This window comes from Eubacterium sp. BIOML-A2 (genome assembly GCF_009680135.1).
Classification (GTDB): Bacteria; Bacillota; Clostridia; order Lachnospirales; family Lachnospiraceae; genus Faecalicatena; species Faecalicatena contortus_B.
Window position 1 is genome coordinate 105,821 of record NZ_WKZK01000006.1, and the last position, 25,926, is coordinate 131,746.

Sequence of the window (25,926 nt, forward strand, 5' to 3'; positions counted from 1 at the left end):
TCCTTTTACTAATACCGGTTTTTCTTAATTATTTTTTCTTTGTTGACTCCTGCAAATCAGCCATATAGCGGCTCAGTTTAGTCCCCCCGGAAAGTAATTATCCTACTGTTATAATAGCAGTCTCACGATTCTGCATTATGACCGTTCTTACATGAACACTCTGATTTCAGCGGGCAGCACGGCGGACACAGAGGACATGACGGCTTCGGCGGGCATGGCGGCTCCGGTGGACATGGCGGCTTCGGCGGGCATGGCGGCTCCGGCGGACATGGCGGCTTCGGCGGGCATGGCGGCTCCGGCGGGCATGGCGGCTTTGGTGGGCATGGCGGCTCCGGCGGGCATGGCGGTTTCGGTGGGTATGGTGGATATGGCGGTTCCGGTGGATATGGCGGCCTGGATGGCCAGGATGGGTACCAGCCCGGCGGCGGGCACATAATTATATAGTTTGGCCATGGATACATGCCTCCATGCCATAATCCGCTGTTGCTGTTAGTATTACTATTATTATTATTGTTATTATTATTGTTGTTATTAATACTGATGCCCGTCTGAGAGTGGGACTTCTTCTCTGTATTACGCGGTACAGAGGCACATACGCAGACAGATGCCTCTAAGTTTACCTGGACATCTTCAAACGTCGTACCTATAGGCTGGTAATTCTGCCCCGTACCCGTGGGATTCATCGTAACAACCCTTGTGACAGTTCCCGTAAATGAGGCACGAACGGTAAAACAAATATAATCTTTAATAGTACGAACTGCAATATAAAATTCATCTCCAATAGAAGGCGCATCCATTTTATTCCCGCAAAAATCCATAAAAGAAGCAGAGAATCCTTCCTGACATACACAGATCGGTTCAACTGTTATCACCGGTTTTCCGGTAAATCCCGACTGCAGCATAAATGGGCCGATAAGGAGACGCCCGCACACGGTTCTGACTTCATCCGGACAGCCTTTAAAAACGAGATATGGTTTGTTAGAAACAGTGGGAATTATTCCCGTATTACAGCAGTCGATAGGATTATCTGTGCAGCATCCAGCTGTATTTGCGCTGACAGGCGGAGCCGGATTTGCCGTATCGTCTGCAAACTCCCCGGCCAGTTCCAGAAGCCTGAGCACCGTGGCACGAAGCCTGACTGACTTCGGATGCTGTTCCGTGGATGAGCATTCCAGAAAATTCACTTCATCCGGAGCAATCTGCCCCAAGAGCACCCATAACGCCACCTGAACCGCCGCATAGGCATCGTTATCGTCAAGAACCGGACTTGCAGCATAATCTGTTCCGGTCAACTCAAAAGTCGCCTGTGCGCTCACTGCCGGATAGCAATTTGCCAGAATCCAGGCCAGCATCTGCTTTTGCCGTTCAGTAGCTGAGGCAAAAATAGTTTCAAAAGGTGCGCTCTCATAAGGTACATCATTATATGGTCCATCCGCAAATTTATCAAGGCAGTACGCCTTTTCCGTAACTCCATTAATAGTCCTTTGAAATTGAAAAATATTATTATGATCGGGTCTGTCCAACTGATATCTGGATGCGGAAGTATACGGCAGTGCACAATAATTGCGCACCTCAGCGTCCCCAGTCGCAGTCCCTGTTAAGTCCGTACCTGAATAAATTATAAATGGACGTGATACAAGACGATTCATTTCAGCATTATTACTTAAAGCCATGTTTCATTCTCCAGTAAAATCATTTTCACAATACAGTATGCTAAATCAGACAAAATGTTTCGCAAAATAAGACACCGTTTGGATTGTTAACTATTTTATATTTCAAGTTGACATTCCATCCAATTTCTTTTATACTAACAACATAAAATACAAAATGAGAGGAAAACATCATGGAAAATGCACCCATCCAAAAGACATTTATCACAACCAAACAGCTCACCCTCGTCGGAGTAATGACAGCCGTAACATGCATACTGGGCCCCTTCAGCATCCCTCTGCCCTTCAGTCCGGTTCCGATCTCCTTTACCAACCTGGCCGTCTATCTCACCGTCTACGTCCTCGGCATGAAATTTGGAACCATCAGCTTCATCACCTACCTCCTCCTGGGAGCAGTGGGCCTCCCCGTATTCTCCGCCTTCACCGGAGGAATCGGAAAGCTCGCCGGCCCCACCGGAGGCTACCTGATAGGCTTCATCTTCCTTGCCCTCATCGCCGGCTTCTTCATAGATCACTTTGCAGCCCGTCTCCCCTACGCCCTCCTCGGAATGGTACTAGGAACCCTGGTCTGCTACTTCTTCGGAACCACCTGGCTTGCCCACCAAATGAACCTAGACTTTCCCGCCGCACTAGCCGCCGGAGTCATCCCCTACCTCCCCGGAGACCTGGTCAAAATCATAATAGCAACCCTCCTGGGCCCCAAACTAAGAGCCGCCACACTGCGCCAATAAATCCAATAACTGCCAAAAACTCCACACTTATATAAGAAATCAACGCTTCTTGTACCACCCCCGCCTTTAATCGGAAGCCTGTCCCAGGCGCCCGATTAAAGTCTCCCCTCCAATACCGCCCCCCTCTCATTCTCCGACAGCCTCCCGACCTATTTCACCAGCGCAGTAAACGGATAACGGACTGGCTGGGGGAATGTATATGCTCTTTTGAAATGCTCTAGTCTGCCCCAGTGATTCTTAGAAAAAATACCGCCGGGAATGTGGGAGGAAACATGATTCCGAATCATGTTTCCGGATGACCCAGCACGAGAAATTATCAAATTTCTCGCGCTGTGTCATCCCGTGCCCACATTCCCGGCGGTATTTTTTCTTAGAATCACTCAGGCAGACGCCCGCATATCAAAAGAGCATATACATTCCCCCAGCCAGTCCGGCTATCCGTTTACGAAGCGTCCCTTAAGCCAGCCCCCGCATGGTAAGCTGTATCCTTTTTTTCTTTAGATCTACGCTCATCACCTTCACATCAACGATATCTCCCACGCTGACGGCTTCCAACGGATGTTTGATAAACCGGTCCGTGATCTGGGATATGTGCACCAATCCGTCCTGGTGTACTCCGATATCCACAAACACCCCAAAATCAATGACATTCCGAACAGTCCCTTTTAAAATCATTCCTTCTTTTAAGTCTTTCATATCCAGTACATCCGTGCGCAGAATCGGCTTTGGCATTTCTTCACGCGGATCGCGGGCCGGTTTTTCCAGCTCCTTCACAATATCCCGCAGTGTAATCTCTCCGATCCCCAGCTCATCAGCCAGTTGCTTATAGTCTTTGATTGTAAGAGAAAGCCCTGTCAGATTGCCCCCGGTAATATCCTCCGGTTTAAATCCCTGTCTGGATAACAGCTTTTCTGCGGCCGCATAGGATTCCGGATGAACCCCGGTCGCATCCAGGGGATTCCGTCCTTCCATAATACGCATAAATCCTGCGCACTGCTCATAAGCCTTGGGCCCCAGCTTCGCCACCTTGAGCAGCTCCTTCCGGTCCTTAAACCGGCCATTTTCTTCCCTGTAAACCACAATATTTTTCGCAATGGCTGCTGTAATACCAGATATATATGACAGCAGCGGAGCAGATGCTGTATTCAAATCCACTCCCACCTTATTTACACAGTCTTCTACAACTCCATTCAGGGATTCCCCCAGCTTCTTCTGATTCATGTCATGCTGGTACTGCCCCACACCAATAGACTTCGGATCTATTTTTACCAGTTCCGCAAGGGGATCCTGGAGCCGCCTTGCTATAGACGCTGCACTTCTCTGTCCCACATCGAATTTCGGAAACTCTTCGGAGGCCAGCTTGCTCGCAGAATATACCGAAGCGCCTGCTTCATTTACAATAACATACTGCACGCTCTGCGGGATTTCCTTTAACAGCTCTACAATAAACTGTTCGGATTCCCTGGATGCCGTTCCGTTCCCTACGGAGATCAGTGTTATATTATACTTTGCAATGATTTTCTTCAATAAGTCTTTGGATGCCTTAATCTTCTGCGGCGTGGTGGGGGCCGTTGGATAAATGACGGTTGTTCCAAGCACTTTCCCCGTCTCATCCACGACAGCCAGCTTGCATCCTGTACGGAAAGCAGGATCCCATCCCAGTACAACATGGCCTGCAATCGGCGGCTGCATCAGAAGTTGATGAAGATTCTTTCCGAATACCTCTATCGCACCGTCCTCCGCCTTCTCTGTCAGCTCATTGCGGATCTCCCGTTCAATGGCCGGCGCAATCAGACGCTTATAACTGTCTTCCACCGCATCCTTCAGCACCGGTGAAGTGTACGGATTATTCTGACGGATTGTCTTCTTTTCCAGATAGCGGATAATGTCCTCCTCCGGAGCTTCTATTTTCACTGTCAGTATTTTTTCTTTCTCACCGCGGTTTAATGCGAGTATACGGTGTCCAACCAGTTTCGAAACCGGCTCCTCAAATTCATAATACATCTCATAGACCGACTCCGCCTCGGGATCCTTGGCCGAAGAAACCAGCTTTCCTTTCTGTGCCGTGATTTTTCGAATCCAGCTCCTGTAATCCGCTTCATCAGATATGGATTCCGCGATAATATCCTTTGCCCCTGCGATAGCTTCCTCTGCGGAGCTGACTCCTTTATCCTCAGAAACATATTTCTCCGCTTCCTTTTCCAGAGGTTCCTTAGCCTGCTGCAATGTAATCACTGCTGCCAGCGGCTCCAGCCCCTTCTCCTTTGCTATCGTGGCGCGTGTTCTCCTCTTTGGCCGATACGGGCGGTACAAATCTTCCACCACCACCAGAGTCTCTGCCGCCAGTATCTGCACTTTTAGTTCCGCCGTCAGTTTTCCCTGTTCCTCTATACTGGACAGCACCTGTTCCTTTTTCTCTTCTAGATTCCGAAGATAAATCAATCTTTCGTGCAGCTTTCGAAGCTGCTCATCATCCAGCGAACCCGTTGCCTCTTTTCTGTATCGTGAAATAAAAGGAATGGTGTTTCCCTCATCAATTAGCTTAACCGCCGCATCCACCTGCCAGCGTTTTACTCCTAATTCCTCTGTCAGTTTCTGATTAATATCCATATAGTCCGTACCTCTCTTTTTACTCCTGCAGTTTGGCCTCAAAGAACCACAACTCTTTCTATTATACAGGAAAGCACGCCTTTTTTACAACATTTTCTCCATCTTTTCATGCCTTATTATGGAAAATATCCGGCAAAAACCACCAAAATTGGGTATAATTTTTTAGCATTACTCCCCCATGAAATATCTTGCAACAAAATAGTTTACGCTTTATAATAATAGAAGTTAATTTAAAAAGACAGAGGATGTGTAAAATGAAAAAAATACTATCAATGATAAAAAACTTCTTCCGTGGATTCGGAACACTGCTGGCAGTGATATTAAGCACGACTGCTACACTGCTTTGCTTCAGTATTATATGGATGTTCCAGACCTGGAGCAACCTGTCAATGGATGAGCTCATGTTCCATTTGACAGCCCCTCTGGAGGGTACTAATGAGAGTATGATTCAGGAGTACTTAAACTCCTGCGCAGTCCCTGCAATTCTAATTCTATTTCTCGTCGTGATTCTTTTTACCGGATTCAGAAAAAAGAAAAAAGTATACAATTTCATCATGGCAATCTGTATTATTGTACCTCTGCTCGCAGCAGGAAAGTCTGTCAGCTATGCCTGGGACAATCTGGATGTTGGAACCTATGTAGCGGATCAGGGGGTTTACTCCACATTTATCGATGACAACTACATCGATCCCAGAGATACGGAAATCACTTTTCCAGAGCAAAAAAGGAATTTGATATACATATTTTTAGAATCTATGGAGACAACCTATGCAGACAAAGAAAATGGGGGGGCATTTGAACAAAATGTAATTCCTGAATTAACGTCACTGGCACAGGAAAACGAAGATTTTTCGGGAATTTCACCTGAGTTAAACGGCGGATATGCAATGCCTGGCGCTACATGGACTATTGCAGCGATGTTCTCACAGTCGTCAGGTATCCCGCTAAGTATATCTATTGAGTCTAATTCCATGGACACACAGAACTCATTTTTTGCTAATACAATAACTCTTGGGGATATTTTGGAACAGGAGGGCTATTCTCAGACTTTAATGATAGGCTCTGATGCCGTTTTTGGGGGCAGGCAGCTGTACTATACCGAACATGGCAATTTCGACATTCTGGATTACGAATATGCTAAAAAAGCCGGTTGGATTCCCGAAGATTACCGTGTTTGGTGGGGATTTGAAGATCATAAACTATTTCAGTTTGCAGAGGATAAACTGCTGGAACTTTCAGAGCAGGATACTCCGTTTAATTTAACACTGCTAACCGTTGACACCCATTTTGAAGATGGTTTTCCATGCGAAGTCTGCCCAGATACATTTGGTGACGATCAATATGCAAATGTAATGGCCTGCTCCAGCAAACAGGTAGCTGATTTTGTTTCCTGGATTCAGAATCAAAGTTTTTATGAGAATACAACAATCGTAATTGCCGGTGATCATCCTACAATGGACAGTGATTTCTGTCAGGATATTGATGACAGCTATACCCGTAAGGTCTATACAACCTATATTAACCCCGCGGTACAGAATACCACTTCAGATACACGCAACTACACTACATTTGATAATTTTCCAACGACTCTTGCCAGCATAGGTGCTACAATTAACGGAGACCGTTTAGGTCTTGGTACGAATCTTTTTTCTGAAAAGCCGACATTGACCGAACGTTTCGGGGTTGATACTATGAAAAAAGAGCTTTCCCGTAAGTCTCAGTTAATGGAAGAACTTGCCGACCTGGATGAAAGCAAACCTGAACTCCTGATCAGAGAAGGAAAGGCTCCAAAAGCCACAGTCAGTGTTGGCGGGTATGATTATAATTTAAATACCTTCCCCGTCAATGTAAACAATCTTGAGAATGTTCCAGATGGTGTCGAATCCATGCTGGCTGCCATATGGACAGAGGAAGACCAAAGTGATCTGCAGTGGATTCCAATGGATCAACAAGAGGACGGAAGCTATCATATCAATGTGGACATATCAACATACAACTATAAAACTGGTGACTACCAGGTACATATATATATGAGAGATGTTCATGGCGATCTGTACTGTATGGCTCAGACAACTGCATTTATTAACTAAGAAAATTGGGCAAGCGCCTCATTCATGAGGCAGCTTGCCCAATTTACGTACCACCGCAATGAAGATTAGCACCTATTATTAGGCTTGATCACGGTCTTTTCTTAATATACTTCCGATCCGAACGGCATCAGCGCCAGTTTTGCAAGTTTGAACTGCTGCATGCCAAACGGAATTCCTACGATTGTCACACAGAGCAGCGCTCCGATCACCGCAGACTCAATGGCCAGCGGAATCCCTGATACAATCATCCAGATAATATTTAGTAGCATAGATCCTGCACCGCCGCCATAGCGTACTTCTTTTCCAAATGGGAAAAAGCTCAGAGCCGCGAATTTAAAGCACTGCATTCCAACAGGCATTCCCACAATCGTAATGCACCACAGGCATCCTGCAAATGCCCAGCTCAGACCACTGATAAATCCTCCAAATATAAACCATAATACATTTCCTATACATCCCATTAACGTTCGGCCTCCTTTCCAAGCATCAGCTGTTTTTCCCATTTCTGCAGGTTTTCTACCATTCCTTCCACCTGCAGGATTGCGTTCTCTAATTCTTCCTTTGCATCGTTTATCCTCGACTGGACCAGCCAGTCGGCGACAATACCATCGAAGAAGAAGTCGGCAAATGTAAGGAAATCCGAGATTTCCAGGCTCAGATGATATGGCAGCTCCACATCTTTCAATTCACACTGGAATATCTGAAGCTGGAACTTTGCATCCTGCAGTTTTTCCTGGGCATCATCCATCTTGGAGTGTTTGATCATATCTACAAAAAGACCTCCGCCAAGCATATCCCATAACCCCCAGTTTCCGGCGCTGCTTAAAGTCTCTTTGGCCGCCTTCATACTGTTCAGGGCCTTCTTTCCTGCGATAATCGCCTCATTCATCTCCACTACATTTTCCTTTTCTCTCATCATTAGAATCTCCTTTCCGGTGCCCTTTTTATGCAGCAGATAGTTCATCATCTATAACGGTCCACGGGAACAGCGGATTGTATCCTTGAAACCTTATGTCTTATAAAAGTAAAAAAGACCTTTATATACGACATATCTGCCGCAATAAAAGTCTTGCACATCTCATTTGATACGGATACCTCTCGATATCGATTGACGATTTCAAACCCACCTCTCGGTGTTCGGCTACTCCCTTTTACTTGCTTGTTAAGAATATAACATGTTTCCCTTATATTGTCAACGAAGCGCCTAAAATCTTTTCTTAAGATTTCTTTAGAATCGGGATTTAGCGACGAGCTTTAGTTTCGGCGCGGATGGGGGACGCTCCATAAGGGGATAGCCGAAAACCTCCCGGAGAACATCCATGTCCTTTCAAAAACGCGGCCGCGGACCTAAGAAATTCTAGGCGGGAAACAGCCCTGAAAATGGAGCACCACTGACACATCACGAGAAATCCGATGATTTCTCGCGCTGGGTCAGCTGATTTTTGGATTCGGAATCCAAAAATCTCTCCATTTTCCGGGCTGTTTCCCACCAAGAATTTCTAAGGTCCGCTTTGAGCGTTTTTGAAAGGACATGGATGTTCTCCGGGAGGTTTTCGGCTATCCCTTCATGGAGCTGGCGCATCCAACCGGCAGGAAAAAGCTCGTTTCTAAGAAGGGGCCTCAAGCGGGGGCAGCGTATGGCATTGAATTGGCGGGACTTTTATGTCCCCAGTAGGTGTACATAAGCAAGGTGATACAGCTTACAGTTTATACACATCTTGAAGATGAAAAGATACGCATAGTCAATCTACATCCGCTGCCCTGGTCCGGGATCCCACCCGGTTGGCGAGTTTTCCTGCCGATTGGATGAGCCAGCTTTATGACAGGGAGGCCGGGGAGGCGCTGGGGCTGTATATGCCGTTGTGAAACACTTAGCAGCACTCCAGCATTTCACAACGGCATATACAGCCCCAGCGCCTTCCCGGCCTCCCTGTCATAAAGCGTCCCCATCCGTCGACTAGGCTAAAGCTAGCCGACTAAATCCCGATTTATAGTGCATTTTTTCTTCGGACTTGCTATACTATATCGGTAAACTTAAAGATAAACAGGAGTACATCTATGGACAGAATGTTAGACTATACCGTTCAAATAAATGAAGACGGCCTCCGCGTGGAACAGTTTCTCCGCAGACGTGGATATTCCAGGCAGAATCTGGTCGAATTAAAGAAAATGCCCCTGAGTATTCTTGTCAACGGCAGCCCGCGCCGCCTGAATGAGATACTTACTGATATGGATACACTTACCGTGCATATCCAGGAACACATCTCCTCCCTGCAGATACCTCCGGTTCGCCTTCCCTTGGATATTATTTACGAAGATGAGGACATCATTGTCATTAATAAACCGGCCGGTATGCCTGTACACCCATCAATCAATAACTATACCAATACCCTGGCAAACGGGCTGGCGTGGTATTATCGGGAACAAGGGAAGCCTTTTATCTTCCGCTGCACCAACCGGCTTGACAGAGATACTTCGGGACTGACCATTATAGCAAAGCATATGCTCAGCTCTAATATTTTATCCCGAATGACCGTCCGCCATGAAATCAGGCGGGAATACCTGGCTATTGCACGCGGGAGCGTGCAGCCGGCGGAAGGAACGATCTCCGCGCCTCTTTCCAGAAAGCCTGGTTCTGTTATTGAGAGAATCGTTGATTTTGATCATGGCGAAAGAGCAGTCACCCATTATCATGTGGTGGAAGAAAAGAATGGGCACAGCCTTGTCTCTCTTTTATTAGAGACAGGCCGCACCCATCAGATCCGCATTCATATGAAGTATCTTGGTTTTCCTCTTATAGGTGACTATTTGTATAATCCTGATATGGAGTACATGCAAAGGCAGGCCCTTCATTCCTGCTGTCTGGCTTTAAGCCATCCGATTACCGGGGAAAAACTGGAGTTTCATGCTCCGCTTCCTGGGGACATGCGAAGAGTGCTTGCTCCGTAAGTTTACTTTTTCCTGTTGATACAGATGCTTTATTCCCTGTTCTTTAATACTTCTGCCGGTGTCACCTTGTTCAGCTTTCTTACCAGAAGCCGGTTAATAACAAAATACAGTGCCATCACTGAGGCATAGATTCCCCAATATTGCTGCCGGCTGAATGACAGATTCATAGCACAGCTCACATTGGAAACCAACAGCGGGTATATCATGTCCATAAGTTTCTTCGACAGCGGAAGGCAGACAGCAGCTGACACCGCAATTATATAAAAGTTCCCGTTAAGATAAAGCCTGCGGATTTCACCTGTACGATAGCCAAACACTTTTATCAGAGAGATACTGAATGCCGAACGGTCTATCATTACTTTCATCATCAGATACATTACAACACAAAAGATAAGCCCAGATATACCTGTCAGCATATAAATCATGGGCATCATCATAGAAACAAATATATCCGCGCTGTTTGCGATGTCTTCCCTTGAAACGGCAGCATACAGCCGCCCCGGATCAATATCCAGTTCATGGCCGGAAAATACGACATTGTAGTAGTCTTCGCTTTCCCCAAAAAGTTCCCGCATGCTGTGTATATCCATAAACACATAGAAGCCGGCCGAATATTGTGTAATTTTCTCTACTGTAAATGCATAGTCACGATCGCCTTCTTCATCTGTGAGTATCAGCTGGTCTCCCGGCGAAAGACTGTATTTCTGAGCCATCGCGGAGGATATTGTGACATGATTAGCACTCTCTTTTTTCACCACAGCATCAAAATATGGATTCTCCTTTTCAATACCCAGAACGGTTACTTCCAGATCGTACCCGTAGATCTCTTTATTCAGTGATTTTGCAAAGCTCGCCTCCCCGCCTACCGGCACCTGCTGTTCAGGATATTTGTAAGTATACATATATTCATATTTCGTATCCTCTCTATTTTCTTCACTGATGTGAATACACATAACATAGCAGTTCAATCCCAGCATCATAATCAGCAATGCGATAAACATACCGAATAGCACGGTAAAGCTGGTTCTCATCTCTCTGAGCATCTGCCGGACACGGAACCTGCCTGTAAAACCCAAGTTCCCGAGATTAATATGGCTGATACGGCTGTTCTTCTGCTCATTTCTAATCAGCTTTAAAGCAGGCGCAGACAGCTTTTTGCGTATGACAATGCAATTCACAGCCGCGGCGGCTAACGGAGGCATCACAATGCCGTAAACAAGCAGGTACGCCGGATATGCAGTCTGCAGTACCGGCACCGAAAAATATTTGTAACAGTCCTTCATCTGCACAGCCATCCCCCAGCTGCTGTAACCAATTGCCGTTCCCGCCGCACCTGCCAGGAAAGTTACCATTACCGGGAGCATCAGGTAATGCACCATTAGCTCCCTCCGCCTGACTCCCAGTGCATACAAGGAACCGATCACACTGCTTTCTCTCTCAATACCATGGATCACAAATACGGAAATTACATAAGTAAACAGCACCATCACAATCACTCCGGCAATCAGGCCGGCAATCTTATTGATGACCTGATCTTCTGCAGATGCCTTAACCCTTGGATTCTTATCCACCGTCAAAAACTGGATAAGGTTGCTGATATCCTCATTAAAATAAGAGTCCAGCACTTCCTCCGTATTCCCCTGCAGTTCCTGTACGCCATTCGCCAGCTCTTCCTTTTTGCCGGCTATTTCTTCCCAGTATTGTTGAAAATAGGGGTCCTCTACACTTTTCGGTGAAAAAGAGAATCCTTTCAGTTCCTTTTTAAGCTCCTCATCCGTCATCTTCCCATTCAGCCGGTAAGCATACACATATTCCTCGGTTCTGATACTTTGCCCCGTTTCGCTGAGAGCATCATAGGCTTCCGGGTTCACGAATGCTAGGCCGAACTGTCTGCTGTCCACACTGCTGTCCGATAAATTTTTAAAGACTGCATCATAATCCGGTACTGTTCCAATCCCCACAACCTGAAGCGTTTGGCCTCCGATGTCAATCTCGTCCCCGGTGGAAATGTCCTGCTCCTCGCTGTACCTCTTCTCCAGAACTATTTCCCCCTCCTTTTCCGCCTGCCGGCCTTCATCCAAATCAATCAGGTCAATGTGCTCCCGGTTCCGAAACAAACGCAGGGTACTGGAGTCCTGCTGATTAAAATCGATGTAAAACATCTTCTCCAGCGTAATTCCTTTCTCCCTAAGCTGTTTCTCCTCCTGCGCTGTAAGCGGTACAAAAACACGGAACTGTCCATCCTCCAGTCTGTTTTCCTCCGCTTTCACATCCACCCCTGATATCACGGTCTCTGCGGCGCCGACCAGACTGACAATCAGGTACATCCCCAAAACAATCAGCAGACCAAGCGCCAGATAGCGGAAACTGTTTTCGCGCAGATCCCGCCATACCCGTTTTCTTAATATTTTCTGCATGCTACAGATCCTCCAGTTCCGAGGCGGGAATTCTGCACTCATTTTCATACTCCCTGCTGATCTGTCCGTCTTTAATGCGTATTACCTTATGAACCATGTCTTTAATCGAATTATTGTGGGTGACAATCAGCATTGTCATTCCATACCTCTGATTGATCTCTTCCAGCAGGATCAGAATATCCCTGGAGGTCTTCGAATCGAGGGCCCCGGTAGGCTCATCGCATAAAAGAAGCTTTGGATTCTTGATCAGTGCCCTGGCTATAGCGCAGCGCTGCTGCTGCCCGCCCGAAAGCTGGGATGGAAATTTATTCTGATGTTCTGCCAGCCCCAGGGTCTCAAGCAATTCCCCCAGATTAAAGGGATGATTCGATAAGTATTCACATACCTCTATATTCTCCTTTACCGTAAGATTGGGAATCAGATTATAAAATTGAAATACAAACCCCAGATTATCCCGTCTGTAATCAGAAAGCGCATCCGGCTTAAGACCCGCAATTTCCATTCCGTCAACTTTAACAGAGCCCGAGTCCATACTGTCCAGGCCGCCTATGCAGTTTAAAAAAGTGGATTTCCCCGATCCGCTGGCTCCCTGAATCACACACATCTGCCCCCGTTCCACTCCCGTCGTGATTCCTTTTAACACCTGCGTATAGCTTCCATTCTCACCATAACTTTTTTTCATATCTTTTACTTCCAGATACATGCCCTTTCCTCCCTTTACTGATGCGATCCTTATTGATTTATTTTTCCCATCAACATAACACTGTTATGCTGATGTTATTTTTAAAGCTGCTGCCGGACAGACTGCAAAAATCTCTGTCAGACAGACAGCTAATTAAATAATCCAAACCAGCCCGAAGTCATATATGTCACAATCCGTTCCATATGCCGCTTTGCCGCCTCTTCTGATTCTTCATGCGTCAGCATATGGATGAATGCTTCTGTTGTTATATGTGCAATCCAGTGAATCATATAATCATCAAGTTGTTCTTTCCCGTTCTTCTCAGCAAAACGATCCGCCATCTCTTTGTAATGCTTCTCCGTTACATCCACAAACCGATCCGCATACTGTTCGAACCGGGAGCCCTGAGACTTCGTCAGAACCAGCTCAAACTCATCACGGTACAGATAAATATAGTGAATAATCTGTTTTGCGGTTTCCTGGTCATCCGTAAAGTCTTCCCATCTGGCCGCCTGCTTTTGAACCTGTACAATCTCCCTGGAATAATGCTGGGTCATCATATTCCGAAGCGCTTCTAATGGTGCCTCTACAAGTGAAGCAAACAGGTCTTCCTTGTCCTGAAAGAAAAAATACAATGCCCCTGTGGTCACCCCTGCGTTCTTACATATATTGCGAAGGGACGCCTGTAAATACCCTTTCTCCATAAACTCCTGCTTTGCGCTTGCCAGAAGCCTGCTCTTTGTCTCCTTATCATCCTTCATACCTTCCCCCCTATAACAGCAGCCCTATGTGCAGTTAGATCATAGTGCCTTCTTATGCACGGCTCTGGCATAACACTGTTATGTAATAATACCATTATGTTACTCCTTCTGCCAGACTCTGTCAATCAGTTTCCTCAATTCCGCTCCGGATTCTCTTCCTGTACACCAGTGGTGTGATCCCATAGCGTTTTGCAAACACACGTATAAAATATGAAACATCCTGATATCCGGTCCGCTCGCTAATCTCAGAAATGCTCCAATCCTGTTCGGCCAGCATGCGGGCCGCGTATTCAGTCCGCTTCAGATTCAGATACTGTGTAACCGTATACCCTGTATGCATTTTAAAGAAATGCATAAAATAATACCTGTTGTATCCCGTAAACTGTGCCAGCCGCTCCACTGACAGCGGTTCACTGTAATGCTCTTCAATAAACCGGATCAGCCTTTTCATCTGCTCTATCTCTTTGATTGTGCTGCGGCCTGCCGATTCCCGGTAATGCTTTGCTTCAAATAATGCTGCCAGCATCTGTGTCAGATACCCCTTGATATATAATTCATATCCATCGTCCTGTTTATTCCACTTCTCCAGAACCTGATCAAATAAGATCGCCGTCTCCCTGTAAAGTGGAGTGCCTGATTCGATAATTGGTATGATCTTTATTGTCTGATTAAGCATGGGAGAAAGATAACGTTTGGCAATTTTATCTTTCAAATTCCCCATCAGCATTTCGACATCCGCCAGTATCACTTTACAAATCAAAGGATTCGTATCCGCTCCGGTACCACCGTGGAGGCTGCTGGGAGAAACTACAATTAAATTCCCTTTTACCACTTTATAGTCCTTCAGATCTATGGTCAGAACCCCCTCCCCCTCCAACACATAGATAAACTCTATATACTGATGCCAGTGCAGGAGCAGGCGGTGTTCCTGCATATCTACCGTATTATCAAGAACCGATACAGCCAGTTCGAAAGGATTATAATTTCGTTCCTCTTTAATTGCTTCCCTCATCGCTCCCCCCTCTCCGCACATTTATCTGATTTTTAGCCACTTTAATGCGAGAATTTTCTCTTGAACCCTATTATAATCAAATTATACCGATAATGCAATTTGATTCCCCTATTTTTCGTATTCTATTTCCTATATTGGAGGGCTGTTATGAATTCATATGAACGTGTATTTGCAAGATTAAATGGAGAACCTGTTGACCGTATTCCCAACCTCTGCCTTGTCATGACTTTCGCGGCTCGCGAGATTGAGGTTCCGTACAGACAGTTTATAACGGACTACCGGCTTCTCTCTGAAGGAATGCTCAGATGCTGTGAAAAATACCATTTGGACGTGTTGAGTGTCTGCTCCGATCCCATGCGCGAAGCAAGCGGATTCGGTGCAGAGGTTGTCTACCCGGAAAACGATGTGCCATACAGCCCGGTTCCTCTGCTCTCAGGCTGTCAGGATATCTCCCGTCTGAAAGTAAAAGATCCTGCTTCCAGCAGACGTATGAATGACCGGTTGGAGGCGGTGCGGCTTCTAAAACACCGCAGCGGCGGCGAGATCCCGATTGTAGGCTGGGTAGAGGGTGCGCTTGCAGAAAGCTGTGATTTGATGGATATCTCCAGCTGCCTGTGCGAAATGCTGGATGAACCGGAAGCCATGCATGAGCTTCTGGCAATCTGCCTGGAGCAGGGCATCCTGTTTGCCCGGGAGCAGTTGAATGCAGGAGCCGACATCATTGGCATCGGTGATGCCGCATCGTCTCTCATTGGCCCTGATCTCTATAGCGAATTTGCCCTTCCCTATCAACAGAAACTTATTTCTGAGATTCACAGGGCAGGGGGAAAGGCAAAGCTGCATATCTGCGGGGACATTACTCCTGTACTGCATCTGACTGCACAGACAGGGGCCGATATTATCGACCTCGATCATATGGTAGATCTAAAAAAAGCGTGTGGTATATTTCCGGAGACCAGCTGCCCAAACGGCAACTTTGACCCTGTGCAGATCCTGCTTCAGGGAGATATCAATTCAGTAGGCCATGCGGTAAGGGAATGTCTGGGGTGTGCCGGCATGCACCGCACAATGATTTCCGCCGGATGTGAGGTGCCTGCCTTTACACCGCCTGATAATTTGAGAGAAGTCCATCATGTACTTTCCACATACTAATAAGATCCCCCGTAAGAGTTTTATGATTGTTTTATACTAGTGTTCCATCCAGTGAATAATTATACTTTTGCTGTGCATGGTTCGTGCCATTGCTAGGCAAAATTCCGACGGCGATGGGGTGCCATCGTCTAGAAATTTTAACGATGCAATGGCACGGAGCAGGCACGGCAGAAGTATAATTACTTGCCGGATGGAGCACTAGTACATCGTATAATAATTAACTGCCACATAAGACAAGCTAAATACTTAACTGTTTCGCTGGCCTGATTTTCATGATAATTCTTATGCATGTTTTCTCTGATATACGGAAAGCCCCGCATATAGTAAAAACCATGCTGTACAATGGATTGTTAGGATTAGTATATCTTTCATCACCGTTGTTGTTTTCCCAATTGACAGATTTATAATCCCCTCAAAAGCAGCCTGCGAGGGCATGATATAGCAAACTGCGGATACAACCGGATCGCTGACCCCAAGAAGAAAGTACAGGATGGGCACGGCGATGAATAACAGCATCACAATTTTAATGTAAACTACCCCAACCATCAGTCCATCCGAAAATCTGCCGATAAACAGACCGATAAGCGCAGCCACAAATGCGGAGAGGACAATCAGCACCAGCATGAAAACCGCATTTTGCAGGGAAAGCCGAAAGCAAATACAGGCCGTAATGATTGATGATAAGCAGCCACAGATGAATCCAACAGTAACCTTCTGCATAATATAACGGCTCCGGGCCATGGGTAAGATTTCGTTGACGAGTGCCACTCCATTCTCTTTTTCAGAAATCATATTCATAGCATTGAAGGTACATCCCATGAACATTGCGACAATTAATATAGTGGTGATAAACATATCCTGATACCCTGCCATGATATCAGGGCGTTCTAATATCTGTATCTCTGCCTGGCCGGCTGATTCCCGCAATTTAAACAGTGCCGGAAGTGTTTCAGCGGTTTGCCGGAATAGATCCAGTTCATCACCGGAGAGAAATGTTTTGATGCCATTTCCTGCTGCTTCCACACCAATCAGGTTTGTTGACGGCTCATTGACCGCATGGAACAGCTCTTCCTCAGTCGGATAAGCCGTCACTGCGCCATATCGTTCCAGCCATACGACGTTCTGCGCAGCTAAATCTCCGCTCAAAATCCCAAAATGAAATTCTCCCAGTTTTGAAAAGTCGATGGAACCAACAAAGTTCAAAGCCGCAGCAACGACGATAGGCAAAAGAAATGTCATCAGGCAGAATTTATCTTTAAGTACGCTTTTTAGTTGGTAACGCAGCCCTTTCATGCTCATCACCCCTCCTTTCCCATTTCTCTGCGGAATAACCAATGAACTCCGGCAAATAATGCAGCAATTCCCCCCACAGAGCACAGATAGTAAACCGGACTGCCCGCAGGTGTCCCGAAGTAGGCATTTTTCAACCCCATGTAAACATAATAGAAGGGATGGAAACGAATCCAGTCCAGCTTCACCGCTGTATTTGCGGATAAGAAAACCGGTGTTGCCACAAAAATGGCAATCAACAGATACGCCAGAGTAAACTGACGGAAATCCCTCAGAAGCAATGCACACGCCAGCCCAATTAAGGCCATTATCATGGATAGCAGCGCGGTCTGGAGAAGGATTGCCGGAAGGACAGACGCTGTGTCCGACAGTCCCACATTAAGCGTGGAAAGCAATACGGCAAAAACCAGATCTGTCAGTAGGAAAATCGCCAGCTTAGACAGCAGAAACAAATTTTTCCGAAGGGGAAGAACCGCATGGACGCGAATAACGCCCATACTCTTTTCCTTAAATAAAACTGCTGCCATCCCCAAAAATCCAACTGCTGAAATCTCAAAAAAAAGCAGTTCACAGGTAATCTCTTTCCGTGCTTTTTGCTCCGGTGTATTAACGCCGACAATGCCGGCTGAGTTCGGCTCCAGCGGCTGTAGAAGAGAAAGAGCATAGTCGGCCCGATGGCGGTCGGCCTTTTCTGTTCCCTCATAAAGTATAATTTGCGGCTCCCCTGCAACGGCATCAATTCCGATGCCATTGGTGTCCTGAAGCAATGCACGGTCAAGCTCTTCCCGCGTGGAGACATGCTGAATCAGCGGGGAAGCCGTCTTTTGTGTTCCCGCAGGGTCGTACAGATACACATTGTATAGTTGGGAATCCATGAATCTGATATATCCAAAATTTACATATAGCGTATACAGAATCAAAAATCCCATCGACATAAGAAAAAACTTCCCGGAAACCATGAGCCGGAAATCCTTTCTTAGCAGTGAATATAAGCCTTTCATCAGGACAGCCTCCTCCCCGTATATTGGATAAATATTTCCTCCAGTGTGGGTTCCTGGGAATGGATACTGATGATCTCATCATGCGGAAAAGGAATGCCTGCTTCCAGTTCGGGCGCCTCAATTGTTTTTTCTTCACGCCTGCCCCGATAAGAATAGTCGATCACAACACGGTGATTACTGTTTCGTTCCTTCAGGTTTTTCGGCGTATCCAGAGCCACAATATTCCCATTAGATATAAATGCCACGCGGTCACACAGCAGATCGGCGTCCAGCATATTGTGGGTCGTTAAAAATACGGTAGTCCCTTTCCTGCGTTCTTCCTCTATAATTTTACGAAACAAGACGGCCCCGGTAGGATCCAGGCCACTTGTCGGCTCGTCCAGAAACAGCAGACCGGGATTGCTGATCAGCGCCCGTGCCATGCTCGCCCGCTGCCGCATTCCCTTCGAGTAAGAGGAAACAGGTTTTCTCAGAAAATCTGGCTTAAACTCCAATTTTTCCAATAACTCCTCCATATCCCGCAGCTGATCCTTGGGATAAAAAGAGGAAAAGTATTTGAGATTATCCACAACGCTCAAATTAGCATACAGATAGGGAAATTCAAACAGTACCCCAATCTTTTGAAAAAATTCCTGCGTGTACCCCCCGGCAATATCCTGTCCGAACAGCGTTGCGCTGCCGCCATGTCCTTTCAATATTCCGGTCAGTATTTTCTGGGTAGTCGACTTTCCTGAGCCATTGGGGCCCAAAAATCCGAATATCTCCCCGTCTTCTACAGTAAAATTCAGTCCATAAAGAGCCTTCTTGTCTTTTCCATAGGAGAATGTCAACTCTTTCACTTCAATCATTCCTCATCCCCCCATTTTCCCTGCCCTTCATTATTCTTTTCCCGCTGCCTTTTTCCCCACCATTTCATAAATTTAATCTTAAAAGGGATGAGGATCGCCAGTACAATCACTATTGCCAGCCACCAATACCACTCAAGATCCATAAATGTCATAAAGTCCACCTTCCTCTACAGAATCAATACATTTAGTTCTGATATTAATAATAGAAAAGAGAATTGAAGACGATGCAATCGCTCTGTGAAGATGGTGTAAAAATAACCAAAATAAAAGGCCCCCTTCCAGGGAACCTTTTTATATGGCTGTGCAGTTTTTAAGGGGCTGTTGGAATTGAAAAGTAGAACTGAACTCCGTCTGTGAGATTTTTCACCCCATAGGGTATTCCATGCATATCCAGAATTTGTGCGACAATCGTTAGTCCCAGCCCAGACCCGCTGTATTTTGTGTTTCCGTCCCGGTAAAACTTCTTCCAGATTTTCTGCAAGCTCTCCTCTGGGATCGGGGGGCAATCATTATAGACTGAAAAATGCAGCTTTCCTTCTTCTTTTGTCAGTGACAGTTTCAGAAGGCCTTCCGGGCTTACATTCTTCCTGGCATTCATAATCAGGTTATCCAGGACCTGCTCCATACGCCTTTTATCCACATAAACAAACTCCTTTTGATCTGGCAGCTCATACAGAATTTCAAAATCAGTGTCCGGGATATCACTCAGAAGACGCCCCGCCACTATTTCCACGAGCTCAACAAAATCAAGACGTTCACAATTAAGCGCTGAAGCTCCCGTCTCCAGCGATGACAGATCCAGCAGTGTTGTAATCAGACCGCTCATTCGCTCCGTCTCAGATATAATAATCTTATAATATCTCTGCCGCTCTTCCTCATCGGTTTCTTCCTGCAGCCCTTCGGCAAATGCCCGGATAACACCAAGAGGTGTTTTCATTTCATGAGACAGGCTGTCCGCCAGTTCCCTGCGCTCTTCCAGCAGCCTTCGTTCTTTTTCTACCTCTTTTTCAAGCTGGATATTGGCAGATTCCAGTTTTGCAAGAGCTTCCTGCAGCCTTTCTGCCATCACATTTAAGTTTGCCGACAGTTCCCCGAATTCATCATTGGATGCAACAATACAGGGACAGGAAAAATCCAGCTTTGCCATCTTACGCCCGGTCTGGTTCAGTTTAGAAATCGGTTTTGAAATAAAGTGACCCATCAGAAGATCGACAGTGAGAACCAACAGTATCACAAAGGAAAACCATATGGCAAATGTAATATCTGACTCTGTCTGCAGTTTCGTGAAAATTACATACGACAGCAAAAGAATCATACCTGCCAGTTTTGAAACCAGTAAGATCTTTTTGCGGACGGTACGTAGTGTAAAGATGTCGTTTATATTCATAAATTCACCTCAAACTTATAGCCTGAGCGGATCAGTGTAACGATATGCCTTCCTTCATCCCCCAACTTTTGCCGCAGGTTCTTGATATGGGCATCCACGGTTCTTGTGGTTCCCTCAAACTCATAACCCCATATTTGGTTTAACAACTGTTCCCGGCTGAATATCTGCTCAGGATTCGTCATAAAGAAATAAAGCAATTCATATTCCTTATGGGTTAAGGGTATACTCTCCCCATCCTTAAGCACTTTATGAGACGCAGGATAAACCGTTATTTTCCCGGCATTTAAAGTATCCGGCGGAAGGGAACCAATTCGGTTCAGAAGAACATTTACCTTAGCCAGTAATACTTTCGGGCTAAAAGGTTTCGTCATGTAATCATCTGCGCCCAACTCATAACCTCTTAGCTTATCATCATCGCTGCTCTTTGCCGTCAGCATGATAATCGGCAGACTGCTCATCTGTCTGGCTGTCCTGCAGACGGAAAATCCATCCAGATGGGGAATCATCACATCCAATATCATAAGATCCACTGCCTGATTCTTTAAGACTACCAGGGCATCCACGCCGTCATCAGCTGTAAAGCAGTTATGGCCGCCTTTTCTCATGAACTTGGCAATAATATCCTGCATATTTTTTTCGTCTTCTACAATTAGTATATTCGCCATAGCTGACCGCTCCTTTTAAGTCCCGCTCTTAAAGTTTGCTTTACCATTCTATCATACCCCGTCATTTACGTCTATCTTTCCCTGAATACCGTGAATAGTAAATCAAAGAAGACAACGGCAGGCCATTTTAACTCCTGTTTAGTGTAACTCATGTCTTATGTCTTTTCCTCATACTTCTTCCTATAATTCCTCGGAGACATTCCCATATGTTTCTTAAAGCAATTAGAAAAATATATCTCCGAACTGAAACCGACCAGTTTTGAAATCGTCCTGATATCATAATCTGTCCGGATCAGATACTGTCTGGCATATTCCATCCGTATCTCCAGTAAAACATCCAAAGGTGTTTTTCCGAATGTTTCTTTCATTGCCTTAGCAAGATAATTGCTGTGCAGATGAAACTGTTCCTCCAGGTGCTGGTTGGTGATTGGCTGCTCTATGTTATTTTCCAAATAGATCTGGATCTGTTCCGCCAACAGAGTCAGCCGGTCTTTATGTATCCCCGTGTTCTCAACAAATCTTAAAAACCGTAAAAACAGTTCTTCCGTTTTCCATATATCATTCCTATGTTCATGGATGGTACTGTCCAGAATGTTCTGAAACAGTTCAAACAGAAGACCGGGTTCTTTGATCGCTGCATATTTTGGCAGGTGTAATGTGTATGAGCATTGGTGGTAATGCTGATCGGGGATTGGCAGCCTTGAAACGAATCTGCTGGCCCTCTTTCCCTGCTTCCACTGCGCAGTGGTATAAAAATGCAGCCAGTAAAATCCGGTCTCCTCCTGGCATGGCCGCCATGAATAATGGTGCCTGTCCGGCAGCAAAATAAACATTTCATTTTCCCTGATTTCATACCGCTCATTCTCTTCTGCCAGAAACAGGCAGCCCTTTTCTACAACGATCAGGTCAAAATAGCCCAGGTTCTTTCTGTCTACATGGCTCTGCCCTTTCCTCATGGTGCGGTAGTTCCCCTCTATAAAATCCGGAAATGGAGGAATTGAAATGGAAATAATGTCGCCGGCCATATGCTTAGCCCCTTTCTTTTTTCAAAATAATTCTTCTCAGGTCTTTTTTATCCTCTATCAGGATTATATCATTTCCTGAGATAAAATAAAATTCTTTACTGTATGGGGCAAAGCTTGTAATCTGATACTCGGTTTCATTCTCTTCATAACTCCCATTGATTACGTGGATGGAATCTCCTTTTTCCATAATGAAAGTCTTATCCCCAAAATTCTCCAGATATGCGGCCATCTCTTCGCCCATATCCCAGTCCGGGGACTGGCTGTCATTTTCAAAAAGCTTGGAAAAAATACCGCCGTCCTTATAAAATGTGGACTGGCCGAACCGTGCCCTGGAAAGATCCGGACGGTTGATATGGGGGCCTGCCACTGCATATGTGGAAGCCGCCATTCCTTTCTCTAATGGAGAAGTTGCCGTGGCGTGCGTGTCATAACAGTACAGGATGCCTGCCGTGGCCCTATAACTCGCTTCCAGATATCTTATATCTTTCAGATACAAAAAAACTTTATATGCTGCCGCTGCTGTAACCCCTCCCCAAAGGGAATGGATCATATACGTCAGCGCTTCCCACCAGCGATCCGGGTTCTGAGCCCTGAAATCATTGGAATAGCCAATATTGGCCAAAAGGAGTTCCCCATAGCGCCTGGTACTCTCCCCTCTGTTGCTTTCGCACAGAGCACCTGCTGTCGGGCCAAAGCCTGCGTTATCATAATAGTGCTCCGTGATTGCGGCTTTATAAGTTACCGCATCCTTATCCACCCGGTCCATGACCTGTTCCCATAAGGATTGTATCTTTGCGTATTTCTTCGTCATGCCTTTTACTTTCAGCTTATCCAGCAATTGATTGAAATACAGGAAATATACGCCTAACATCTGTGCTTCCTCTTTTCCGCGCTCCTCCTGGTGCAGATCCGGGTTCACCCTTAACTCAAAAACATCCGCCGCCCATTCCAGGTACGTACCTGCATCATGCAGTGCAAGGACCTCATCCCCAAACTCGGATAACAGATAAAACAGATGGCTAATATATTCAAAATCCATGCAGCGGTAAAAATCACCGTAAAGTTTACGCGGTTTTCTAAAATCTCCGTCTACAAACCATTTTTTTCGTACATAATTTACCGCGCAGTTTTCCACTTTCCTGACTTGTTCAACATCCGGAGTACCGAACAGATTTTTCTTCAGAACCAGATTTGCTTTTCCTAGAGATTCCCCTTGATTGGAAACCGGCTCGAAAGCATAAGGAGGTTCTCCATTTTCGTCATGGTAAAGGCTGCTGCAAATATATTCCACGCGTTCTTCAACCACCGTTTCTATCCTGTCCATCACATTCAGTACCACAAAGTCTTTCGTACCGTCAGAAAGCTTTATGACTACTTTGTGTTCCCCCATTGCCTCCGGCTTGAAAAAAAGGCTGTATTGCCTCTTTTTCTCCTTTTCCCGTATCGGGATTGCAAGTTTTTTCACGATTCCATCATCTTTGTAAAAAGCATCTGCTGCTATCGCATCCACTCCCGCTGGTACTCTTACGGATATCCTTGCGGTTTCTCCAATAATATTAAGGGGCGTGTACTCCATCTTGGGATGTTTCCATTTCAGCCCTTTATTATAAAAATCCTCGGGACTTTGATTCGTATCAATCACGTACTCCCACACCTTATTTTGGCCTGCTTCAAGGACCAATCCGTCCTTTTCGTATATCCAGTCATGATTTTCAAACTTTTCCGGATAACCGCCTGCCAGATACAATTTATGGAACAACATGCCGTCTAAAGAAGGAGACACATTTTCGAAAAACAGATTCCGATAATCACAATAGGTACCGATTGATTTTGTCCTTCCCTTTACCTGATAAAATCCGAGATTCTCTCCCAATCCGTCCCTTCGCACTGCGCTTAGTTTCGTATAGTCCGTTGAAACAGACGGAAAGACTGCGGCAGAATTATGTATGTTCCTAAGCACATTTTTATCTCGAAACATCACATAGGCAAAGGATATCCATATACCGAACTCTTCTATCTTAATCTCCTTTTCCGTCAGATTTTTTAGCTGTATGGTCCAGAAAAGCGCCTCCTCATTCTTACCCAGGTCATAAGTCATCTTCACCTGTAATTCTTTGGCACTAAAGGTAACTGTTATCTTATCTTTTTCTTCCTTTATGTTGGCCATCAGCCCGTCACTGCTCGCCTTGTTACCATTCGCAAGAATGTCAAAAAGTCCAAACAGTTTGTCCGCATCCTGATAATCCGCCTGCTGTAAATAGGTGTCTTCCATCACCCAGTTCATCTGATGTGGATCATCTTTTATGACTAATTCAGATACATAACCTTCTTTTTTCACTGACATCATCAGTTTTCTATTCTCTATCATAAGTAATCCGCTCCTTTCTTACGTAAATTTAACACTTCAGTTCTTGCCTTTCTACATGAAATCCCAATCAAAACTTAACAAATTTCACACTCTTTGTTTCTGATGATTATCAATTCAAAATAATCTATGCACATCCAACAAAAAACATTTGATATATTTATTCATATTCTCCTTGGATGCTCATACTGCCGTATAAAGGATATTTGCTAAATATAAAAACCGCTGGTTACTCTCAATCACTTAGAGTAACCAGCGGTTTTTATATCCTACGAAGTTTGTCTCGAAAGCAAAAAGCACCTCAATCCTGCTATTTACAAAGGATTGAAGTACTTTACACGAATGCCGCAGACCGGAATCGAACCGGTACGGGTATCACTACCCACGGGATTTTAAGTCCCGGGCGTCTGCCAGTTCCGCCACTGCGGCACAATATATGGGACCTATAGGGCTCGAACCTATGACCCTCTGCTTGTAAGGCAGATGCTCTCCCAGCTGAGCTAAGATCCCATAATATTTACTTGTACATCAGAGACAATTATAACTCTTTTTTTCTCTAATGTCAACGACCCAGAAGAGACTCGAACTCTCGACCTCCGCCGTGACAGGGCGGCGCTCTAACCAACTGAGCCACTGGGCCTTATTAAATTTTTTAAAATAGTGGACCTTCGGGGACTCGAACCCAGGACCGATCGGTTATGAGCCGATTGCTCTAACCAACTGAGCTAAAGGTCCACGTGTATTATGTCCCAAAAAGGAACAAAGCCGATGATCGGACTCGAACCGATAACCTGCTGATTACAAATCAGCTGCTCTGCCAATTGAGCCACATCGGCATATTACATTACATCTCTCAGAGCAGCTGATTTGTAATCAGCACTCTGCCTGCGATTGACGTGGTCAATCTTAATGAATTGAACCACATCGACATAAAATGACTCCTACGGGAATCGAACCCGTGTTACCGCCGTGAAAGGGCGATGTCTTAACCGCTTGACCAAGGAGCCGCATAAAATCATATATAAAGTTTTGTAGACCGTAAGTAGTGCTCACGGTCTACAAGCTCCCCGAGTTGGGCTCGAACCAACGACCCTTCGGTTAACAGCCGAATGCTCTACCACTGAGCTATCGAGGAATATGATACTATATCTGTGTACCTTCAAAACTGCATACAAAGAACTAAATACATCCATTTCCTATCACCTTGCTTGGTTATGCCCTCGACCTATTAGTAACAGTCAGCTCCATGTGTTGCCACACTTCCACCTCTG

Annotated in this window: 20 protein-coding genes and 7 tRNA genes; 4 read left to right on the plus strand and 23 right to left on the minus strand. The window is 45.6% G+C overall.

Annotated elements, in window-relative coordinates:
• Positions 1 to 122 precede the first annotated feature (122 nt).
• Positions 123 to 1,673 carry a thioester domain-containing protein gene (locus tag GKG43_RS03930; protein ID WP_129878713.1) on the minus strand — a complete coding sequence of 517 codons (1,551 nt, stop codon included), beginning with the start codon at positions 1,671 to 1,673 and terminating at the stop codon, positions 123 to 125.
• A gap of 170 nt (positions 1,674 to 1,843) precedes the next feature.
• Here GKG43_RS03930 and GKG43_RS03935 point away from each other — a divergent pair, with 170 nt between their 5' ends.
• Positions 1,844 to 2,401, plus strand: coding sequence for a biotin transporter BioY (locus GKG43_RS03935; RefSeq protein ID WP_082202928.1), 558 nt, complete (start codon positions 1,844 to 1,846; stop codon positions 2,399 to 2,401).
• A gap of 456 nt (positions 2,402 to 2,857) precedes the next feature.
• Here GKG43_RS03935 and GKG43_RS03940 read toward each other — a convergent pair whose 3' ends face one another.
• Positions 2,858 to 5,011 (minus strand): Tex family protein, encoded by a 2,154-nt coding sequence (locus tag GKG43_RS03940; protein WP_055155342.1) that lies wholly within the window; start codon positions 5,009 to 5,011, stop codon positions 2,858 to 2,860.
• A gap of 254 nt (positions 5,012 to 5,265) precedes the next feature.
• On the opposite strand from GKG43_RS03940, the gene GKG43_RS03945 reads away from it, so the two are divergent.
• On the plus strand, positions 5,266 to 7,101 hold the full coding sequence (locus tag GKG43_RS03945; RefSeq protein ID WP_050640362.1) for a GBS Bsp-like repeat-containing protein: 1,836 nt from the start codon (positions 5,266 to 5,268) through the stop codon (positions 7,099 to 7,101).
• A 101-nt stretch (positions 7,102 to 7,202) separates the two neighbouring features.
• Here GKG43_RS03945 and GKG43_RS03950 read toward each other — a convergent pair whose 3' ends face one another.
• Together GKG43_RS03950 and GKG43_RS03955 are read right to left on the minus strand one after the other, a co-directional pair.
• A complete protein-coding gene (locus tag GKG43_RS03950; protein ID WP_050640363.1) occupies positions 7,203 to 7,562 on the minus strand; it encodes a YccF domain-containing protein in 360 nt (119 codons plus the stop codon).
• Positions 7,562 to 8,020 (minus strand): hypothetical protein, encoded by a 459-nt coding sequence (locus GKG43_RS03955; RefSeq protein WP_050640364.1) that lies wholly within the window; start codon positions 8,018 to 8,020, stop codon positions 7,562 to 7,564. Before GKG43_RS03955 ends, GKG43_RS03950 begins: the two co-directional genes overlap by 1 nt.
• Before the next feature lie 1,139 nt (positions 8,021 to 9,159).
• Between GKG43_RS03955 and GKG43_RS03960 the strand changes: the two genes are divergently transcribed.
• The gene (locus tag GKG43_RS03960) at positions 9,160 to 10,050 is read left to right on the plus strand and encodes an RluA family pseudouridine synthase (protein ID WP_129879987.1); all 891 of its coding nucleotides are present in this window, start codon (positions 9,160 to 9,162) and stop codon (positions 10,048 to 10,050) included.
• Between the two features lie 29 nt (positions 10,051 to 10,079).
• On the opposite strand, the gene GKG43_RS03965 is transcribed toward GKG43_RS03960, so the two are convergent.
• The 4 genes from GKG43_RS03965 to GKG43_RS03980 form a co-directional block, all read right to left on the minus strand.
• Positions 10,080 to 12,467: an ABC transporter permease gene (locus tag GKG43_RS03965; RefSeq protein ID WP_129879989.1), complete on the minus strand. Its 2,388-nt coding sequence runs from the start codon at positions 12,465 to 12,467 to the stop codon at positions 10,080 to 10,082.
• A gap of 1 nt (position 12,468) precedes the next feature.
• Positions 12,469 to 13,170 (minus strand): ABC transporter ATP-binding protein, encoded by a 702-nt coding sequence (locus tag GKG43_RS03970; RefSeq protein ID WP_129879991.1) that lies wholly within the window; start codon positions 13,168 to 13,170, stop codon positions 12,469 to 12,471.
• Between the two features lie 128 nt (positions 13,171 to 13,298).
• Entirely contained in the window at positions 13,299 to 13,910 is a 612-nt protein-coding gene (locus tag GKG43_RS03975; protein WP_050640368.1) for a TetR/AcrR family transcriptional regulator, read from the minus strand.
• 121 nt (positions 13,911 to 14,031) lie between these two features.
• Complete coding sequence (locus GKG43_RS03980) at positions 14,032 to 14,922, minus strand: AraC family transcriptional regulator (protein ID WP_050640369.1); 891 nt, start codon at positions 14,920 to 14,922, stop codon at positions 14,032 to 14,034.
• Positions 14,923 to 15,069: 147 nt separating this feature from the next.
• Here GKG43_RS03980 and GKG43_RS03985 point away from each other — a divergent pair, with 147 nt between their 5' ends.
• A complete protein-coding gene (locus GKG43_RS03985; RefSeq protein WP_050640370.1) occupies positions 15,070 to 16,074 on the plus strand; it encodes a uroporphyrinogen decarboxylase family protein in 1,005 nt (334 codons plus the stop codon).
• 282 nt (positions 16,075 to 16,356) lie between these two features.
• Here GKG43_RS03985 and GKG43_RS03990 read toward each other — a convergent pair whose 3' ends face one another.
• The 15 genes from GKG43_RS03990 to GKG43_RS04055 all read right to left on the minus strand — a co-directional run bounded on the left by GKG43_RS03990 (position 16,357) and on the right by GKG43_RS04055 (position 25,790).
• The gene (locus GKG43_RS03990) at positions 16,357 to 17,373 is read right to left on the minus strand and encodes an ABC transporter permease (protein ID WP_330581556.1); all 1,017 of its coding nucleotides are present in this window, start codon (positions 17,371 to 17,373) and stop codon (positions 16,357 to 16,359) included.
• Complete coding sequence (locus GKG43_RS03995) at positions 17,373 to 18,365, minus strand: ABC transporter permease (protein WP_330581557.1); 993 nt, start codon at positions 18,363 to 18,365, stop codon at positions 17,373 to 17,375. Before GKG43_RS03995 ends, GKG43_RS03990 begins: the two co-directional genes overlap by 1 nt.
• Positions 18,365 to 19,213, minus strand: coding sequence for an ABC transporter ATP-binding protein (locus GKG43_RS04000; protein ID WP_129879993.1), 849 nt, complete (start codon positions 19,211 to 19,213; stop codon positions 18,365 to 18,367). Before GKG43_RS04000 ends, GKG43_RS03995 begins: the two co-directional genes overlap by 1 nt.
• A complete protein-coding gene (locus tag GKG43_RS22875) occupies positions 19,210 to 19,365 on the minus strand; it encodes a hypothetical protein (protein WP_173020070.1) in 156 nt (51 codons plus the stop codon). Before GKG43_RS22875 ends, GKG43_RS04000 begins: the two co-directional genes overlap by 4 nt.
• Positions 19,366 to 19,523: 158 nt before the next feature.
• Positions 19,524 to 20,600: a HAMP domain-containing sensor histidine kinase gene (locus GKG43_RS04005; RefSeq protein ID WP_129879995.1), complete on the minus strand. Its 1,077-nt coding sequence runs from the start codon at positions 20,598 to 20,600 to the stop codon at positions 19,524 to 19,526.
• A complete protein-coding gene (locus tag GKG43_RS04010) occupies positions 20,597 to 21,265 on the minus strand; it encodes a response regulator transcription factor (RefSeq protein WP_050640374.1) in 669 nt (222 codons plus the stop codon). Before GKG43_RS04010 ends, GKG43_RS04005 begins: the two co-directional genes overlap by 4 nt.
• Positions 21,266 to 21,420: 155 nt before the next feature.
• On the minus strand, positions 21,421 to 22,290 hold the full coding sequence (locus tag GKG43_RS04015; RefSeq protein ID WP_129879997.1) for an AraC family transcriptional regulator: 870 nt from the start codon (positions 22,288 to 22,290) through the stop codon (positions 21,421 to 21,423).
• A gap of 4 nt (positions 22,291 to 22,294) precedes the next feature.
• A complete protein-coding gene (locus GKG43_RS04020; protein WP_129879999.1) occupies positions 22,295 to 24,658 on the minus strand; it encodes a hypothetical protein in 2,364 nt (787 codons plus the stop codon).
• A 340-nt stretch (positions 24,659 to 24,998) separates the two neighbouring features.
• Positions 24,999 to 25,084 (minus strand) — tRNA-Leu (locus GKG43_RS04025).
• Between the two features lie 8 nt (positions 25,085 to 25,092).
• Positions 25,093 to 25,165: transfer RNA gene (locus tag GKG43_RS04030), tRNA-Val, on the minus strand.
• Positions 25,166 to 25,221: 56 nt separating this feature from the next.
• Positions 25,222 to 25,295: transfer RNA gene (locus GKG43_RS04035), tRNA-Asp, on the minus strand.
• 21 nt (positions 25,296 to 25,316) lie between these two features.
• Positions 25,317 to 25,390, minus strand: a tRNA-Ile gene (locus GKG43_RS04040).
• A 28-nt stretch (positions 25,391 to 25,418) separates the two neighbouring features.
• Positions 25,419 to 25,491: transfer RNA gene (locus GKG43_RS04045), tRNA-Thr, on the minus strand.
• A gap of 99 nt (positions 25,492 to 25,590) precedes the next feature.
• Positions 25,591 to 25,662: transfer RNA gene (locus GKG43_RS04050), tRNA-Glu, on the minus strand.
• Positions 25,663 to 25,718: 56 nt separating this feature from the next.
• Positions 25,719 to 25,790: transfer RNA gene (locus GKG43_RS04055), tRNA-Asn, on the minus strand.
• Positions 25,791 to 25,926 lie beyond the last annotated feature (136 nt).

Coding starts and splice junctions, on each gene's coding strand:
- GKG43_RS03985 (WP_050640370.1), top strand. CDS start 15,070: ATGAATTCATATGAACGTGTATTTGCAAGATTAAATGGAGAACCTGTT.
- GKG43_RS03990 (WP_330581556.1), bottom strand. CDS start 17,373: ATGAGCATGAAAGGGCTGCGTTACCAACTAAAAAGCGTACTTAAAGAT.
- GKG43_RS03995 (WP_330581557.1), bottom strand. CDS start 18,365: ATGAAAGGCTTATATTCACTGCTAAGAAAGGATTTCCGGCTCATGGTT.
- GKG43_RS04000 (WP_129879993.1), bottom strand. CDS start 19,213: ATGATTGAAGTGAAAGAGTTGACATTCTCCTATGGAAAAGACAAGAAG.
- GKG43_RS04020 (WP_129879999.1), bottom strand. CDS start 24,658: ATGATAGAGAATAGAAAACTGATGATGTCAGTGAAAAAAGAAGGTTAT.
- GKG43_RS04015 (WP_129879997.1), bottom strand. CDS start 22,290: ATGGCCGGCGACATTATTTCCATTTCAATTCCTCCATTTCCGGATTTT.
- GKG43_RS03960 (WP_129879987.1), top strand. CDS start 9,160: ATGGACAGAATGTTAGACTATACCGTTCAAATAAATGAAGACGGCCTC.
- GKG43_RS03945 (WP_050640362.1), top strand. CDS start 5,266: ATGAAAAAAATACTATCAATGATAAAAAACTTCTTCCGTGGATTCGGA.
- GKG43_RS03965 (WP_129879989.1), bottom strand. CDS start 12,467: ATGCAGAAAATATTAAGAAAACGGGTATGGCGGGATCTGCGCGAAAAC.
- GKG43_RS04005 (WP_129879995.1), bottom strand. CDS start 20,600: ATGAATATAAACGACATCTTTACACTACGTACCGTCCGCAAAAAGATC.
- GKG43_RS03955 (WP_050640364.1), bottom strand. CDS start 8,020: ATGATGAGAGAAAAGGAAAATGTAGTGGAGATGAATGAGGCGATTATC.
- GKG43_RS03950 (WP_050640363.1), bottom strand. CDS start 7,562: ATGGGATGTATAGGAAATGTATTATGGTTTATATTTGGAGGATTTATC.
- GKG43_RS03940 (WP_055155342.1), bottom strand. CDS start 5,011: ATGGATATTAATCAGAAACTGACAGAGGAATTAGGAGTAAAACGCTGG.
- GKG43_RS03980 (WP_050640369.1), bottom strand. CDS start 14,922: ATGAGGGAAGCAATTAAAGAGGAACGAAATTATAATCCTTTCGAACTG.
- GKG43_RS03935 (WP_082202928.1), top strand. CDS start 1,844: ATGGAAAATGCACCCATCCAAAAGACATTTATCACAACCAAACAGCTC.
- GKG43_RS03930 (WP_129878713.1), bottom strand. CDS start 1,673: ATGGCTTTAAGTAATAATGCTGAAATGAATCGTCTTGTATCACGTCCA.
- GKG43_RS03975 (WP_050640368.1), bottom strand. CDS start 13,910: ATGAAGGATGATAAGGAGACAAAGAGCAGGCTTCTGGCAAGCGCAAAG.
- GKG43_RS22875 (WP_173020070.1), bottom strand. CDS start 19,365: ATGACATTTATGGATCTTGAGTGGTATTGGTGGCTGGCAATAGTGATT.
- GKG43_RS03970 (WP_129879991.1), bottom strand. CDS start 13,170: ATGTATCTGGAAGTAAAAGATATGAAAAAAAGTTATGGTGAGAATGGA.
- GKG43_RS04010 (WP_050640374.1), bottom strand. CDS start 21,265: ATGGCGAATATACTAATTGTAGAAGACGAAAAAAATATGCAGGATATT.